This window comes from Streptomyces sp. NPDC055400, from assembly GCF_053644375.1.
The window spans coordinates 25,680-40,768 of sequence record NZ_JBSHLM010000005.1; the positions used below are offsets into that span (position 1 = coordinate 25,680).

Sequence of the window (15,089 nt, forward strand, 5' to 3'; positions counted from 1 at the left end):
CCGTCGCCCGCTGATCGTGACCGCGTCGTCGATGACGTACGTGATGTCAGCTCCGTTCTTCGACGCTGTGACGGTCACGTTGTTGGTCTGACCGGGGGCGGCGGTGTAGACGACCGCACGGCCGTCGATCGCGGCGGTGGCGGGCGACGTCGCGGCAACGGCCGTACCGGCCGGCAGGCGGGACCTGTAAGGCGATCGATAATGGGCCAATTCATTCCTCAATGGCGGTCCAACTCGGGTTCACTCATGGGCCTCATCGTGTTTCTGAGCCGTCATACTTCAGCGGCTTCTGCAGTTCCGGACGACGGGCCTCCGTAAGGCTCCTCGCGCCGGCGATTGTCGGCGGTGCGCGGTGTGCGGTAGGCGCGGAGGGAAGCGTTCGTCGCTGCCACCGCCGCGACCGCCAGTGTGGCGGACAGGCCGCCGACGACCAGGGCGAAGGGGGCGGAGGTCGCCGATGCCATCAACCCGCCCCGGAAATTGCCGAGTTCGGGGCCCGCGACACCGATGACATGTTCCACGGAGGAGACTCTCCCCCGGTACGGGTCCGGGGTCTCCAACTGAACCAGCGCACTGCGGGTGACGACCGAGACGGTGTCGGCGGCACCGGCCACGGCCAGGCAGCCGAGGGCCGGCCACAGCGGCCCGGAGAGACCGAAGCCGGCCAGCGCCAGGCCCCAGACGGCAGCCGCGCCCAGCTGGACCAGCCCTCCGCGGGGCCAGCGGGTCACCGTGCCGGAGAGGAGGCCCGCCGTGATCCCGCCGACCGCGACGGCCGAGAGGAACAGGCCGAGGGTCTGCGGGTTGCCGCCGAAGCGGACCTCATTGACCAGCGGGAACAGCGCGATCGGCATGGCGAGGAGCGTCGCGGACAGGTCGGTGACCATCGAGCCCCACAGTGTCGGGCGGCGCAGGACGATCCACCAACCGCCATGCCTCGACCGCCGCTTGGCGACAGCTGTATCCGCGCCCTCGGGTCTCATGGCCGGAAGGCGGATCACCGCGAGCATCGAGACCGACGCGGACACTGTCTGGGCGGCGTACGCGGCAGGGAGGTCCCAGCGGGCGATGATCAGCCCGGCCAGCGCGGGCCCGGCCAGCATCGCCACCTGGAAGGAGATGTTGGTCAGCGCGAGACCGGCCGCGACCTGGTCGGCCGGCAGCAGACGGACCGGGAACGTGCGCCGGGCCGGGGCACCCAGCGCGCCACAGGCGGTCCCGGCAGCAACCAGGGCGAGCAGCAGGTACACGTTCCGGTTGCCCGCCAGGGCCTGGGTCGACAGCCCTGCGGCGACCAGCAGTTGGCCTGCCGTAGTGGCCCGCACCAGAGCCCGGCGGTCGACACTGTCGGCCAGCGTGCCGCCGATCAGCCCGAACAGCACCATCGGCAGGCCGGTGGCGAGCCCGATGGCGCCGGTGCCCACGGTGCTGCCGGTCAGGTCCCAGACCTGGGCGAGCACCGCCACGGTCGTTATCTGGCCACCGAGCTGGGAGGCCGAGGTGCCGATCCACACGTCGCGGAACGGTCGGCTGCGACACAGCGGACGGGTGTCGAGGAACCGGACCCGCCCCTTCATTTCGGAGGCCCGGCAAGGTGGTGGAGGATTCGCTCCCGCATCGACCGCTGCTCAAGGGCCCGCCGCACCTCCTCGACGACGGCGGTCATCGCGTGCGGGATCTCGCCGTCCAGCTCGGCGACCGTCGCGTGCGTGGCGCGCCACTCGGCCTCCAGGAACGGCACCAGGGAACGCCCGCGCTCGGTCAGGTTGATCCGCCGGGTACGGGCGTCGGGTCCCGGTTCGGACGTGACCAGATCCTCCTTGCGCATGGCGGCGATGGTCTGGCTGATCGCGGAGTGCGAGCGGTTCAGGGACTCCGCGAGCTCGCGGATGGTGAGTGGTCCGGTGTGGGCCAGCCGGATCAGCGGGTACGCGAACCGCGGCCGCACCCCTTTGATGCCACGCTCGACGTAGACCTGCTCGATGTCGGCATCCATGGCGGCCAGCAGCTCGTGCAGCGAGTGCCAGGGGTCGGGGAGCGCGGTGGGGTCAGGAGATGTCACAGCACTAATATAACAGCGCTGTTATAACAGCGCCCGGGCCTTCCCGGCCTGCACGAGTCTTTGCGTCATCGCACCATCGGCCAGACGGAGCCGGGGTCGGACGCCTCGACTTGATAGGCAAGCGAGCAGTTGCCTATGCTGTGGTCATGGCCGACGATCTCTTCAAAGCCTTGGCCGACCCCACCCGCCGCACCATCCTCGACGAGCTCACGGAGAAGTCCGGACAGACGCTGTTCGAGATCTGCGGGCGGCTGAGCATGAAGCATCAGCTCGGCATCTCGCGCCAGGGTGTCTCCCAGCACCTCGCCGTGCTGGAGGCCGCCGGACTCGTCGAGACCAGGCGAGAGGGCCGATACAAGTTCCACGACCTGAACACGGAGCCGCTGCGGCAGATCACCGAGCGATGGCCCGTGCGCACGCCCACGCCCACAACCCACACATCAGGACCGGAGGACAGCACCTCATGAAGATCCACCTGACCAGCGTCTTCGTCGACGACCAGGCCAAGGCCGAGCACTTCTACACCGAGATCCTCGGCTTCGTGAAGAAGCACGACGTCCCGGTCGGCCCGGGGGCCCGGTGGCTGACCGTCGTCTCGCCCGACGAGCCCGGCGGCACCGAACTCCTCCTGGAGCCCGCCGGCCACCCGGCCGTCAAGCCCTACCGCGACACGCTCGTCGCGGACGGCATCCCGCTCGCCCAGTTCGCCGTCGAGGACGTACAGGCAGAGTACGAGCGCCTGAGCGGGCTCGGAGTCACCTTCACCCAGGAGCCCCTGGAAATGGGCCCCGTCACCACGGCAGTCTTCGACGACACGTGCGGCAACCTGATCCAGATCGCAACAAGCCCGGAGTAGGCGTCGGACGGCGGCGCGGGCCTGACGCCGGAACTTCCCGAAACCCTCGCCGCCGTCGTCGCCGCCGCTCAGACGTCAGCCCCCAGAGCGACTTGCACCCTTTACGGCCCTCCCCCTACGTTCGATCATCCGGCGCTTCGCCCCCCTTGCATGGAGACCTCTCCGATGTCAGAGCTGCAGATCGATGCCCTCGTCTTCGACGTACTCGGCACACTCGTCGACGAGCCCGCCGGTATCCGCGCCGGCATACGTGAACTGGACCCGTCGCTCGACAGCCCGGCGCAGATCGAAGAGCTGCTGTCGATGTGGCAGCAGCACATCGACCGCGAGCAGCGGCGCATCGTCGACGGCGGGCGACCCTACGTCACCAGCGACGCGCTCGACCTGGAAGCCGCCCGGCTCGTCGCCGACGCCGCCGGGGTCGACGACCCGACGGCTGCAGCGGCGCTGGCCCTGTCAGGTCGCCGGCTCCCGCCGTGGCCCGACACTGCGTCAGGTCTCGCCCGACTCGCGGAACAGCACCCGCTGATCGGCCTCTCCAACGCGAGCCGGACGGCGCTGCTCGAAGTCAACGCCCACGCCGGCCTGCGCTGGCACCAGGCGCTGTCGGCCGAGGACGCCCTGACGTACAAGCCGGATCCAGCGGTCTACCGACTGGCTGTCACCGTCTCCGGACGACCGCCGGAGCGCCTGCTGATGGTCGCCACCCACGCCTGGGACCTGCGCGCGGCACAGAACGCGGGCCTGCGCACCGCCTACGTCACCCGACCGGTCGGCGACCCGCCCACCGCTGCGGATCAATTCGACCTGTACGCCGACGACTTGAGCGACTTGGCCGACCACATCGAGTCCGGCCGCGGGAGGTGACCGTCCTCGTCACATGACGCTCGTGCGAGGGCTCACGATCGAGTCCGGGTCCCCCGACGTCCATACCGTGTCGCAGGAAGTGCAGGCGAACCTGTTGGACAGGCCGTCGGTGTGGCAACCGCAGCTGGGGCACTGTTCCGTCGTGAAGTAGGCGTTCACGACATCCGAGCGTAGTCGGGAAAGCCGTTGGGGCTCCTGACAGTGCGTTCGTTTCATGGCGTCGGACGACTCCGTTGCCGGGCGGATACCGAGTCCTCGGCGGGACACATGGCGGGTCCCGTCAGCCCAGGCGAACGGGTCCTGCGTCCGCGTCCGGGTGGGTGATCCTGGGTCACATACACCTTCTATGAGCCGTCGTCCCGCACGAAACGCAGATAGCGATCCGCGGAACGCCGGACCGCGCCCGCCCCGTCGGCGCTGACCACGCGCCCCCAGAAGGCCCCGTAGATACGCTCGAAAGCGAAGGGTTCGACCAGCGCGAGCGCGCGGCGGATCGTACTCGGGCGCTCCGGAATGAAGTTGGGAATGCTGTACATGAAGCTGACCCAGCGCCGGTCCATGACGACCATGAAGATGTCGCCGCTGAACAGCGCGCCGTCGCCCTCCGGATCGTCGGCCCAGTGCAGCACCGTGCCTCCGGCGAAGTGCGTGCCCGCATTGATCAGCGTCATGCCGGGCGTGATGTCGTGGGTGTCGCCGGTCCAGTATTCGATCACCGGATCGGGCCGCCCTACCCACTCACGGTCCGCGGCATGGACGTACACCGGCGCGCCGAACACCTTTCCCCACTCGGTCATCACGCCGTAGAAGTGCGGATGGCTGACGGCGATCGCGCTGATCCCGCCCAGATCCTCGATCTCGGCGGCGAGTTCGTCGTCGAGGTAGCCCACGCAATCCCACAACACGTTCCCGTGCGGCGATCGGATCAGCAGTGCACGCTGGCCGACAGCCACCGACGGCTCCGCGCCCACTCCGATGACACCGGGCCCCTCCTCGACGAGCCGCCCGCGTCGGCCACCGGCGCGCAACTCCCCGAGTGACGTCCACCGCTGGCCCTCCCAGCCCACGTACTGCCGCTCGTCCAGACAGACCGGGCAGTCAGCGCGCTGTGCCCGGTACTGCACACCGCACGTGCGACAGATCGGGAGTCGTAACCCCCCGACCGCCGCGACCCTCTTCGAAGAAGACACCACAACTCCCCTCTCCACACGGGCTATAGGAGCGATACGAGCTATAGGAGCTATAGGAGCGCGACAAGCTAGAGCAGCTAGAGGATTCAGATGAGGTCAAGAACCGCCCGCAGTGCGTTCGGGCGCCGATCGACGGGCAGGTGGTCGACCAGATGAACCGGACATCCGAGCGCAGCGGCCCCGGCGTCCGCGATGCGATCGTCGCCGACCATGAGGACCTCGCCGGGTGGCAGTCCGAGCTTGTCGCAGGCCGCTTGGAAGAGCCCCGGATCCGGCTTCTGCACGCCGTGCTCGAAAGAGAGGGCGTACGCGTCGATGAGGCCGTCGACACCGTGGTCGCGGAAGAGAGGCCGCAGGTCCCAGCCGATATTGCTCACCACAGCGATCGAAACGCCCCGCCCACGCAGAGCACGAAGAGTCGCCTCGGTGTCGGGATAGGGGCGCCATGCGGCGGAAGTACGTTGCCGGTCATACAGAGATTCGGCCAGCTCCGCCGACGGGAGGGCCGCCTCGCGGGCGAGAGCGGTATACGCGGCTCGGTGTTGCTCGGCGCTGAGGTCCCGTGCACGCCACAGCCCCTCGAGGTGCGGCGGCAGCACGCGAGGCGGAGCCCCTCCGGGCAAAGCCCCCGCCTCGGTCAACCGACCGGCACACGCGGCGATTTCGTCCTCGCCCATATCGAGTCCGGCCTCGGCAACAACCGCTCCCAGCCATTCCGAAACGGACTCGATACGGAAGAGGGTCCCGGAAAAGTCGAACATCACACCTTTGACCATGCCGGCGATCCTCGCCTCCCCCGTCACCGGTGCGCAAGCCGGGGAGCGGGCAAGGAAACGGACCACTCCCCTGGCAACTGCGTCACGGCTTCCGGTACGTCACGAGTGGCGTGGCGTCACCAAGGTTCCTGAGCTCCATCGGCCCGTGGGCAGTCGCCACCACGTACTCGGAGTTGAACTCCTCGGGTGGGCAGTACGTGGTTTTCTCGCCCTCCAGGATTTTGGCTCCCCTGGGCTGTACGCGGTCCTCCCAGATGTTGATCAGGTCCATGCGGACCCTGCACGTGGGGCCCTTGAGCAACTCGACGGTGGCCGAGGCGGGCACGTTGAGCTCGCTCTGCCGGAAGGTCACCCGGTGACTGCCGTCCTCGGCGCGCCAGGTGCCGAGGAACCGTTCACCGAGCCTCTTGTACGTGGTCGCGATCTCGCCGAAGCCCTTGCCTGCGCGCCAGGCGAGAGTCGTCGTGCCGGCCGATGACCTGGACGAGAACTTCGCCGACTTCCCGTCACGGGCGATGTCGACCCGGTCCCAGCCGTCCCAGTTCCTGGCGATGTGGGTGTCCCACTTCCTCAGTCCACCGGTGCCGACGGCGGCGACGCTCTCCGTCGGAGGCTCGCCGTCCCGGCAGTACTGTCCGAAGCCGGCGCGCACGGTGACGGTGGCGCGGTATGCCTTCAGGTCGATGCCCCGGCAGGGGTCGGTCTTGGTGGCGTAGACGGTCTTCGACGTGGACCAGGGCTTGCCGACGGCGCTCCGGTGCCGTTCGAGCAGGCCCGTACCGGCCTGGTAGCGCAGGGAGACCCGGGGTCCGTCGGACAGTTCGACGACGGCCTCGTCATCAGTGTCCTTGACGACCCGCGCCGCGCCGGGCGGCGCAGCCGAGACGTCGCCCTGACAGGCGGTGATGCCGGCTGTGGCCAACAGCACGGCCCCGGCGATCCCGAAGACACACTCGCGTTGCATTTAACGTCCCTCGAGCATCGAAGTGATCTCTCGGACAACTGACGCACGGCGGGCCGGAATCGTTGCACGGCTCGCTCGTCTTCGGCCCTTATGGCGGGGTGACGGCCGTCATCACCTCCTGCCGCCGAACTGCCAGTCGTGGACCTCGATCTCGGCGTAGAGACCCACGGTCAGAACGGCACATGCCGTGTCCGGGTCCGGCGCCCGGACCAGCGCCGCCGTACCCAGCCAGGTGGCGCCGTCGTCGGACAGCAGAGGCCCGTACGCGATCAGGTCGTCCTGATCGCCGGGCACATCGAGGTCGGCAGTGTGCCCCGCGCCAAGGCCGAGCACCAGGTATCGGTTCCCTTCGGTGGGGCCACCGGGGTAGTCCCACATGGTGCGCCCGAGCTTGTTGTGCCAACGGCGCAGCATCACGTCCCGGTACACGCCGGCCTGATAGCCGGGTTCGTCGAACGCGAACGCACGTGCCGCGGCGGTGTCCGGCAGGTCGACGATGTGCACACTCCCCGTTGGCTCCTCACCGTCGCTGCTGAGCGTCGGGCCGCGAGCGATCAGCTCTTTGCCGTACCGGTCCATGTAGGACCAGTGGTCTTCCAGCAACTCATGGCGTAGCGCCAGGGAGTCGAGACGATCGCGGTGGTAGCAGAAGAACTCCATGCGCACACTCTCTACCACCACGTCCTGCGTCATCTCGCAGATGTCCTCATTCGGCCTGCGCGCATGGCCATCTGGACGGGCAGGTCAGCCGCGGCCCGGCGGTCGTCCGGACAGCACCGCCGGGCACAGCTCTTTGTCTGCCCGTCCGGTACGAGCTATCCGAACTGGCCGGGCTGGTAGTCGCCGGCCGGCGTCTGGATGATGACGTTCCCGCGGTTGAACGCGTTGATGAGGGCGATCTGCGAGACCAGGGCCGCGAGCTGATCCTCGTCGTAGTACTTGGCGGCATTCGCCCAGACCTCGTCCGGGACACCACCGGCCGCGTCGGCAAGCCGGGTGCCCTGCTCCGTCAGCTCCAGCGCCGCGCGCTCGGCCTCGGTGTAGACCGTGGCCTCCCTCCACGCCGCGACGAGGTTGAGGCGCGTAGAGGTCTCACCGGCGGCAGCGGCGTCCTTGGTGTGCATGTCGAGGCAGCCGCCGCACCCATTGATCTGGCTGGCGCGGATCTTCACCAGCTCCAGCGTCGCGTGCGGCACCGACGACTCGGCGAGCACCTTGTTCGCCGCGATGATGTGCTTCCAGACCTTCATGGCCGTCGGGTTGCCGAACATGTTCAAACGGGCGTCCATCGTGAACTCCTCCGTCGTTGCCGATGCCTACACCCCTATGACGAAACGGCTCCGCGCGCTGTGACATCGCCGCATGTGACGTGCGTCTCCATGTCCGGCATTGCGGGAGCGGTCACCGACGACGAGGTTTCACGGCATGAGCGTCCGCGATACCGGCGCAGACCAGGTCCAGGCCGCGGGTGAACTTCTCGTCCGGGTGGTGGGCCCCCGCGGCGGCAGACGTCCGGGGAAGACGCTGGGTGAGGGCGGCGACGTCCTCACCGGCTACTGCACGGCGGGCTGAACAGGCGTCCGGCACGGCGTCATATCCGGGCTCCGCCCCCAGCGGTCAGTACCCTGCACGCATGATTAACGGCGCTCACGTCATCATCTACAGCCACGACGCGGAGGCGGACCGCGCCTTCTTCAGGGACGTCCTGGAGTATCCGCACATCGATGCCGGCGACGGCTGGCTCATCTTCAAGCTGCCTCCGGCCGAGGTGGCGGTCCACCCCGCCGACGCACCGTCACACGAGTTGTACCTGATGTGCGACGACGTCAGCGCGACGGTCGACGAGCTCTCGGCGAAGGGGGTCGAGTGCACCCCGGTCACGAACGCCGGGTGGGGTCTCAAGACCGGGATCCGGCTGCCTGGCGGTGGCGAGCTGGGGCTCTACCAACCACGCCACGAAACGGCGCACAACCTCTGACGGCCTCCCCAGGCGCCGGGTGTCCAGCTCTCAGCCCTGCGGAATCGCGCGTCCCGTGGGCCGGTACTCGATCATCAGCACCCTGTTGTCCAGATCGTGATGGGCGATCAGCTCGAGTTCTGTCGAGCTCACACCGGCGAAGAACGGCTCGCGGCCCGACTCCCCCACGAGCAGCGGAAAGGTCATCAGCCTCAGCCGGTCCACGAGGCCCGCGTCGAGGAGCTGCCGGGCCAGGGACAGACTGCCCATGGTCCGCAGCGGCACATGACCTTCGCTCTTGAGCCGGGTGACCTCGGCGATCAGGTCGTCCTGGCACACGCGCGTGTTCTGCCAGGCGACCGTCTTCAGCGTCGACGAGAAGACGACCTTGTTCACTCCGGGCATCGGGTCCGCACCGGGGCCCCCCGACTCCCCGGGGAGACCCGCGAGGGCCTCGTAGGTGCGCCGCCCCATGAGCACCAGCTGCGGCCCCGCCATCTCCTCGTGGATCCACTCCTCGAGCATGGGCCCGAAGTAGCCGAAGTAGGCGGGCGATGTCGCGCTGCCGGCATACCCGTCAACCGAGACGAACACATCGACGGTGAGTGTCTGCATGGCAATTCCTCCGAATGTCTCGCACCTGCCGTGCCATGCCCGCTCGCATGGGGCCTGGCACCTTCCAGTAGAGACGTCGGAGCGGCATCGCGTGAATCGACACCCTCAACCAGCCATCGCGTCAGCCCCTCGGCCGGTCGCCCCTCGGCCGGTCGCTACGAGCCGCTGTCCGTGGGGCGGCGTGCGATCCAGAGCTGGCGCGTGGAGCGCACCACCAGGTCGTCACGGTGGCGTACGTCCGCCGGGCCGCCGTTCACGAGCGTGTCGAGCGCTTCCAGGTCGGCCGGGTCGACGCGGCCGTCCAGGGCGCCGCGGATGCGGCTGAGCGTGCCGTGCGCGTAGAGCCCGGCGCTGCCGCCCGACGGCGGGCGCAGTTCGAGATTCTCCGTGCGTTCATCCTCAAGGGTGAAGCCGGCCGAAGCCAGCAGCGCGCCCCAGTCGGCTCCCATGTGGGGCACCTCTTCGGCGTGCAGCGTCGTGAGTGCCTCGCGGAAGCGGCCTTCGAGGCCGGGGCGCTCCGGCACCGCGTCGTCGGCGAGGAATCGCGGCATCCCGTCCAGTTCGGCGACGGCCAGGAGCCCACCCGGGCGCAGGGCCTTGAAGATGATGCCGAGGGTCGCGGCCGGGTCGTCCATGTGGTGCATGGAGGCCGAGGCCCAGACGAGGTCCGCGTCAGTGACGCCCGGCAGGCCCGTACCGGCGTCCGCTTCCAGCGGGTGGACGCGCGCGTCCAGGTTCTTGGCGGCAGCGGTTCGGGCGAGCTGTTCCAGCATGTGGGAGGAGCTGTCCACGGCCGTCACCTGCGCGGAGGGGAACTGCTTGAGCAGGGCGAACGTTCCGGTGCCGCTTCCGGCACCAAGGTCCACGATCCGCTCGACATCCTCTCCGGCCAGCTCCGCGATGGAACGCATCGCGGCGGCGAGCTGGGGCGCGAACAGGTCGGCATCGAGGTCGAGCAGCTCCGCCAGGCCGTCCTGCTCATGCGAATGTGTGCCGTGGGCGTGGGCGTCGTGGGCGCCATGGCCGGCCTCATGGGACCCATGTCCGTGCAGCTCGGAGCGTGCGGGAGAACCGTGCGGTGCAGGCGTGGGGTGCGTGGGGTGCGTCATGACATCGACCGTACGTGCCATTTCGTTCAGCGCATGAGTTATTGCCTATGACGCAAGAAGATCCCGCACTCGACGGCCTCGTGCGCAAGGGACCACGGCCTTGCGCGCCGCGCACGCCGGGTCACCCGACGACCTGGCCTCCCCAGCCACCTGACACACCGCGCCACACGACACCCAAGGCTCAGACCTGGTACCGATCCGTCGCGAACAGCGCGATGTTGAGGGCGGGTGGCCGGCGTGGCCTTCCGCGGCATGGCGACGGCGGCAAGGGGGAAGACTGGCTGCCGGACACCGAACCACGCAGGCTGGAACACGGGGGACGTCATGGCCGCGACCGAATCGGCATGGGGGCTGCGAGAAGGGGGTTCGCGGCATCGGCGGGTGGCGGGCGTCGTGCTCGCCGCGCTGGTCGCGCTGACGGTGGGTGGCTGCGGCAGCACAGACAAGGCCGACCACGAGGCTTCACCCAGTCATCGGACCTCGAAAGCCCCTTCCTCGAAGGACCCGTCCCCGCGGCCCTCGTCGGGGCAGCCGTCCGTCTCGGCGGCGGACGGGCGTGATGTCGGCGCCTGCGCGGACGGCAACTGCGAGATCGCGGTAACCGGCCCGGTGACGATCCGTTTCAAGGGCCCGGCCGGTCCGGCGACCCTGTCCGTCACCGAGGTCGGCCGGAACAAGGTCGAGTACACGGTCAAGTCGGGCAACGGCCAGTCCAAGGGCGGCGCGACCGGCCCGGGCCAAGGGTGCATCACGGTCCTTCGCAGCAACGGCGGAGGCAACTCCTGCGGTGGTCTGGACGGCTCCACCCGGCCGAGCCCTCAGCCCGATGCGGTGGTGATCCAGGCGGCCACCGGCGAGGACGGCACGGCTCTCCTCCACATCGTGTCCGGCTGACGGCACGAAGTCCTGGAGCCGTCGCTCACCGGGTCACGTCACCAGCAGCCCGGCTCCCCGCCACCCCTGTGGGCGGAGAGCCGGACACGACTCCGGCGGCGCCCCGGCCCCCCGGTCGGACCGCCAAGCCCCATGACGTACGGCACAGCACGGCACGCTTCGCGCGCCCGCTCCTCTCCCCCGCCTCGTGCCCCTCTGCCTCCAGACTCTCCTACGGGTCATGTAGCGACCTTGATATTTTCTTGCAATCGCAAGGAGAGCAGCTCGGCGGCGCTATGGGCCAACACCTCACGAAGGCAGGACAGATGACCACGCAGACCGATCGCGTCGACCACGAGCTCATCGAGGCCGCGGCCCGTGTCGCGCGCACCCGCTGCCGGGGCGACAACCACACCATGGCGGCCGCGGCCCGCGACCGGGACGGCCGGATCGTCACCGCGGTGAACGCCTACCACTTCACCGGAGGCCCCTGTGCCGAGCTGGTCGTCATCGGCGCGGCAGCCGGCCAGGGCGCCTACGAGCTGGACACGATCGTCGCCGTGGGCGACCGCGACCGCGGAGTCGTCCCCCCGTGCGGCCGGTGCCGCCAGGTCCTCCTCGACTACTTCCCGGACCTCAAGGTCATCGTCGGTGCGGGCGACCGCCTCCGGACGGTCCCTGTCGCCGACCTGCTGCCCGAAACGTACGTGTGGGCCGACCACCAGCTCGACGCGGAAAGCTAGTAGAACTGGGACAGGCAGAACTCGTGCCCCTCGGGGTCGGCCATGACGACGACCACGCCCTCGTCGTAGTCGTGCCGCTCGCCGGTGAACCGGCCGCCAAGGCCTATGACTTGGGCGATGCCCTGATCGATGTCGTCGACGGAGACGTCCAGGTGCAGGCGCACTTTTCCGGACCTCGGCTCGGCGACAGGCTGGAAGACCAGGCGCGGCTGCGGGTCGTCTCGATGGCCGAGATAGACCCAGCCGGGCTCGGACGGCCCCGGCGGGCGGTCCAGCAGCACGCTCCAGAACGCTGACACCCGCTCGACGTCGATGCAGTCCACGGTCACTCCGACCCAACGGTTCGTCATGCAGCGAGCATGCCTCGGTCGTGGGTCCCGCGTCCGGCGGGCCGGGGAATTCCCCGTCCCTCCACGCCGGCCGGATCCGACCGCAGACACAGCCGGGGTCAGACGCTTCCCAGGGGTAACCCCCCGCCCGCTCCCAGGAGGCGCCCTTCTCTCACTCGCCAAAAGTTGGTGCGCTTCGGGGACGCCCCACGTAGTGTCCCCTGCGCACGTTCGGCATTCGGCTTGCCCAGGAGGGTCCCGTGCCCCGGAACACCACGTCTGACGAAGCCGGCACGCGCACCGCCCGGGCGGTCCTGCGCGAGGCCAACCACGCGCATGACGAGCAGTTCCGACTGCTGCACCGGTTCGACGACGGAGTCCAGTCAGGAGCCTGGAACTCGCACCTGGTCGGACAAGACAGCAAGTGACGGCGAGCGAGGCCCGGTTGCTGATCGGGGTCCTGGAGATGCACGCCGGTCTCGACCCCGACCCGCAGCGATGCTGGTCGGAGTTCGTGACCGCCCGCATGACCGGTGAGGACCTCTGGCGGCAGACGGCGCAGACCGGTGCGACCGGACGGGACCTCGTCAACGCCTGCGAGCGGCTTCTCGCCGCTCACGGACCCGTCACCTTGCCCACCGGGGACCTTGTCCACGGCGACTTCCGGCCCGGCAACATCCTGTTCCACGGGGGCCGCGTCAGTGGTGTCATCGACATCGAGGCACTGGGCAGCGGAACCAGAGTCTTCGACTACGCGACGCTTCTGAGCGCCCACGACTTCACTCCCGAGGCTCTTGAGATGCTCTGCGACGCCGGCGAGCAGGTGGCCGGACCCGCTGTCCTGGCCTACTGTTTCGCCCAGGTCGCGCTCGACCTCACCGTCTTCGTCCACCAGAGGAACCTTCAGCCGGGCATGCGGAACGTGGACAGGCTCCTCGAGCGCACACTGATCCTTCTGAGCCGCGCGGACGGGGAGGGCTGACGCCCCTGCCCGCGTGGGGCACCGCTCCCCTGGGGGAAAACCCCCAGCTCAAGACGGAGGTCAGCCTCGTTCCGGGGCGGCGCGGGCGCGCCTAGCGTCGGGGGCATGAACGCAGCCACCTGGGAGCAGCCATGATCGAGGTCCGCGGTCTCACCAAACGTTACGGCCCCACTGTCGCCGTGGACGGCCTCGGCTTCGAGGTCCGCCCGGGCGCGGTGACCGGCTTCCTCGGCCCGAACGGGTCCGGGAAGTCCACCACCATGCGCATGATCACGGGCCTGGACCGCCCGGACGCGGGCACCGCCCGTATCAACGGCACACCGTACGAGGAGCTGCGCTGGCCGTTGCGCGAGGTCGGCGCGCTGCTTGAGGCCCGTACGTACCACCCGGGCCGCAGCGCGGCGAACCACCTGGCCGCGCTGGCAGCCGCCAACGGCATTCCCCGCGCCCGGGTCCACGTCGTCCTGGACACCGTCGGTCTCGCCGACGTGGCGGACAAGCGCGCGGGCGGCTTCTCGCTGGGCATGTCGCAGCGGCTCGGTATCGCCGCCGCCCTGCTCGGTGACCCGGGGGTGCTGCTCTTCGACGAGCCCGTCAATGGGCTCGACCCCGAGGGCGTGCGCTGGATCCGCAACCTGATGAAGTCCCTCGCCGCCGAGGGCCGCACCGTGCTGCTGTCCAGTCACCTGATCAGCGAAATGGCGCTCACCGCCGACCACTTGATCGTGATCGGCCAGGGCCGGCTGCTCGCCGACACCAGCGTGGCCGGGCTGACGGCCGACGGACGTTCGCTCGAGGAGGCGTTCTTCGCCCTCACCGGGGACAGCGCCGAGTACCGGGGCACCGCCCCCGCACAGCCGAGGAGGCAGTCGTGACCGCCCTGCAGACGACACCGGCACTGCCCGCGGGCCGCTACGGGTTCGCCCACGCTGCGCGGATGGAGTGGATCAAACTGCGCAGCCTGCGCTCCACGCTGTGGGCGCTCGTGGCCACCGTCGTCGGGATGCTCGTCATCGGCGTCGTGACCATGGCCAACACCCATGCCCCCAGCCCGGACAAGGCCGACACGTTCGACCCGGTGAACAACGTGCTCGCCGGCATCGCCCTCGGCCAGCTCATCGTCGGCGTACTCGGCGTGCTCGTGGTCACCGGCGAGTACTCCTCCGGCGCGATGCGCTCCACGCTCGCTGCGATCCCCAACCGGCCGCTGCTGCTCGCCGCCAAGGCGGGCGTCTTCGGCGCGGTGACGTCGGCCGTCGGCGAAGTGGTCGCGTTCGCGACGTTCTTCGCCGGGCGGCTCGCGCTCGGAGCAGGAGTGCCGGTGCCCGCCCTCGGGGACCCGGGTGTGCTGCGCGCGGTGGTCCTTTCGGGCGCGTATCTCGCCATGGTCGGGCTGCTCGGCATCGCTCTGGGCGCCGTCGTCCGGCACACGGCCGCGGCCATCGGGGCACTGGTCGGGCTGCTGTACGTGCTGCCCGGGGCGCTGGCCGGGCTCACCGGGGTCACGGTGGCGAAGTACTTCCCGACCATGATCGCCGGGAACTCGCTCGCCGTCTCCAAGCCGGTGGCCGACGTGCTCTCACCGTGGGCCGGCTTCGGGACGCTGTGCCTGTACGTGGTGGCGGCGCTCGGCGCGGGCGGCTGGCTGCTGACGCGCCGGGACGCCTAGGGGTGTGGGGGGGGGCCGGGCCGCGGCCCCCCCGGGAGCCCCCCCCCCCCCCCCCGCCGCGCCCCCCCACGAGCGGAACCCCCCCCAACAAGGCAAA

General features: G+C 69.5%; 21 protein-coding genes. 11 read left to right on the plus strand and 10 right to left on the minus strand.

Annotated features, from left to right (window positions below; all coding sequences use genetic code 11):
* Nucleotides 1-272: 272 nt before the first annotated feature.
* Nucleotides 273-1,577, minus strand: coding sequence for an MFS transporter (locus ACWIGU_RS14200; protein ID WP_454400627.1), 1,305 nt, complete (start codon nt 1,575-1,577; stop codon nt 273-275).
* Nucleotides 1,574-2,062 (minus strand): MarR family winged helix-turn-helix transcriptional regulator, encoded by a 489-nt coding sequence (locus ACWIGU_RS14205; protein WP_454400629.1) that lies wholly within the window; start codon nt 2,060-2,062, stop codon nt 1,574-1,576. The genes ACWIGU_RS14200 and ACWIGU_RS14205 overlap by 4 nt, the downstream gene beginning before the upstream one ends.
* Before the next feature lie 146 nt (nt 2,063-2,208).
* Here ACWIGU_RS14205 and ACWIGU_RS14210 point away from each other — a divergent pair, with 146 nt between their 5' ends.
* From ACWIGU_RS14210 to ACWIGU_RS14220, 3 genes are all read left to right on the plus strand, one after another.
* Entirely contained in the window at nt 2,209-2,529 is a 321-nt protein-coding gene (locus tag ACWIGU_RS14210) for an ArsR/SmtB family transcription factor (RefSeq protein ID WP_454400631.1), read from the plus strand.
* Entirely contained in the window at nt 2,526-2,918 is a 393-nt protein-coding gene (locus ACWIGU_RS14215) for a VOC family protein (protein ID WP_454400633.1), read from the plus strand. The genes ACWIGU_RS14210 and ACWIGU_RS14215 overlap by 4 nt, the downstream gene beginning before the upstream one ends.
* 165 nt (nt 2,919-3,083) lie before the next feature.
* Nucleotides 3,084-3,785 carry a haloacid dehalogenase type II gene (locus ACWIGU_RS14220; RefSeq protein ID WP_454400635.1) on the plus strand — a complete coding sequence of 234 codons (702 nt, stop codon included), beginning with the start codon at nt 3,084-3,086 and terminating at the stop codon, nt 3,783-3,785.
* Nucleotides 3,786-4,129: 344 nt separating this feature from the next.
* Here the strand turns inward: ACWIGU_RS14220 and ACWIGU_RS14225 are convergent, their stop codons facing one another.
* From ACWIGU_RS14225 to ACWIGU_RS14245, 5 genes are all read right to left on the minus strand, one after another.
* The gene (locus ACWIGU_RS14225; RefSeq protein WP_454400637.1) at nt 4,130-4,738 is read right to left on the minus strand and encodes an MBL fold metallo-hydrolase; all 609 of its coding nucleotides are present in this window, start codon (nt 4,736-4,738) and stop codon (nt 4,130-4,132) included.
* Between the two features lie 323 nt (nt 4,739-5,061).
* Nucleotides 5,062-5,751 carry an HAD family hydrolase gene (locus tag ACWIGU_RS14230; RefSeq protein WP_454400639.1) on the minus strand — a complete coding sequence of 230 codons (690 nt, stop codon included), beginning with the start codon at nt 5,749-5,751 and terminating at the stop codon, nt 5,062-5,064.
* Between the two features lie 82 nt (nt 5,752-5,833).
* Nucleotides 5,834-6,715 (minus strand): hypothetical protein, encoded by an 882-nt coding sequence (locus ACWIGU_RS14235; RefSeq protein ID WP_454400641.1) that lies wholly within the window; start codon nt 6,713-6,715, stop codon nt 5,834-5,836.
* A gap of 111 nt (nt 6,716-6,826) precedes the next feature.
* Nucleotides 6,827-7,375 carry a YciI family protein gene (locus ACWIGU_RS14240; RefSeq protein WP_454401581.1) on the minus strand — a complete coding sequence of 183 codons (549 nt, stop codon included), beginning with the start codon at nt 7,373-7,375 and terminating at the stop codon, nt 6,827-6,829.
* Nucleotides 7,376-7,530: 155 nt separating this feature from the next.
* A complete protein-coding gene (locus tag ACWIGU_RS14245) occupies nt 7,531-8,004 on the minus strand; it encodes a carboxymuconolactone decarboxylase family protein (RefSeq protein WP_454400643.1) in 474 nt (157 codons plus the stop codon).
* A 136-nt stretch (nt 8,005-8,140) separates the two neighbouring features.
* On the opposite strand from ACWIGU_RS14245, the gene ACWIGU_RS14250 reads away from it, so the two are divergent.
* Both ACWIGU_RS14250 and ACWIGU_RS14255 read left to right on the plus strand, forming a co-directional pair.
* A complete protein-coding gene (locus ACWIGU_RS14250) occupies nt 8,141-8,287 on the plus strand; it encodes a hypothetical protein (protein WP_454400645.1) in 147 nt (48 codons plus the stop codon).
* Between the two features lie 61 nt (nt 8,288-8,348).
* Entirely contained in the window at nt 8,349-8,693 is a 345-nt protein-coding gene (locus ACWIGU_RS14255) for a VOC family protein (RefSeq protein WP_454400647.1), read from the plus strand.
* A gap of 30 nt (nt 8,694-8,723) precedes the next feature.
* Here ACWIGU_RS14255 and ACWIGU_RS14260 read toward each other — a convergent pair whose 3' ends face one another.
* Nucleotides 8,724-9,287, minus strand: coding sequence for a dihydrofolate reductase family protein (locus tag ACWIGU_RS14260; protein ID WP_454400649.1), 564 nt, complete (start codon nt 9,285-9,287; stop codon nt 8,724-8,726).
* A 155-nt stretch (nt 9,288-9,442) separates the two neighbouring features.
* Nucleotides 9,443-10,396: a class I SAM-dependent methyltransferase gene (locus ACWIGU_RS14265; RefSeq protein WP_454400651.1), complete on the minus strand. Its 954-nt coding sequence runs from the start codon at nt 10,394-10,396 to the stop codon at nt 9,443-9,445.
* Between the two features lie 324 nt (nt 10,397-10,720).
* On the opposite strand from ACWIGU_RS14265, the gene ACWIGU_RS14270 reads away from it, so the two are divergent.
* On the plus strand, nt 10,721-11,290 hold the full coding sequence (locus ACWIGU_RS14270) for a hypothetical protein (RefSeq protein WP_454400652.1): 570 nt from the start codon (nt 10,721-10,723) through the stop codon (nt 11,288-11,290).
* A 305-nt stretch (nt 11,291-11,595) separates the two neighbouring features.
* Nucleotides 11,596-12,012 carry a cytidine deaminase gene (locus tag ACWIGU_RS14275; RefSeq protein WP_454400654.1) on the plus strand — a complete coding sequence of 139 codons (417 nt, stop codon included), beginning with the start codon at nt 11,596-11,598 and terminating at the stop codon, nt 12,010-12,012.
* On the opposite strand, the gene ACWIGU_RS14280 is transcribed toward ACWIGU_RS14275, so the two are convergent.
* Complete coding sequence (locus ACWIGU_RS14280; protein WP_454400656.1) at nt 12,009-12,362, minus strand: VOC family protein; 354 nt, start codon at nt 12,360-12,362, stop codon at nt 12,009-12,011. The genes ACWIGU_RS14275 and ACWIGU_RS14280 overlap by 4 nt on opposite strands.
* Before the next feature lie 239 nt (nt 12,363-12,601).
* On the opposite strand from ACWIGU_RS14280, the gene ACWIGU_RS14285 reads away from it, so the two are divergent.
* The 4 genes from ACWIGU_RS14285 to ACWIGU_RS14300 all read left to right on the plus strand — a co-directional run bounded on the left by ACWIGU_RS14285 (nt 12,602) and on the right by ACWIGU_RS14300 (nt 14,992).
* Nucleotides 12,602-12,769 carry a hypothetical protein gene (locus tag ACWIGU_RS14285; protein WP_454400658.1) on the plus strand — a complete coding sequence of 56 codons (168 nt, stop codon included), beginning with the start codon at nt 12,602-12,604 and terminating at the stop codon, nt 12,767-12,769.
* Nucleotides 12,766-13,323 (plus strand): phosphotransferase, encoded by a 558-nt coding sequence (locus tag ACWIGU_RS14290; RefSeq protein ID WP_454400660.1) that lies wholly within the window; start codon nt 12,766-12,768, stop codon nt 13,321-13,323. Before ACWIGU_RS14285 ends, ACWIGU_RS14290 begins: the two co-directional genes overlap by 4 nt.
* 131 nt (nt 13,324-13,454) lie before the next feature.
* Nucleotides 13,455-14,198: an ABC transporter ATP-binding protein gene (locus tag ACWIGU_RS14295; RefSeq protein WP_454400662.1), complete on the plus strand. Its 744-nt coding sequence runs from the start codon at nt 13,455-13,457 to the stop codon at nt 14,196-14,198.
* A complete protein-coding gene (locus ACWIGU_RS14300; protein WP_454400664.1) occupies nt 14,195-14,992 on the plus strand; it encodes an ABC transporter permease in 798 nt (265 codons plus the stop codon). The genes ACWIGU_RS14295 and ACWIGU_RS14300 overlap by 4 nt, the downstream gene beginning before the upstream one ends.
* Nucleotides 14,993-15,089 lie beyond the last annotated feature (97 nt).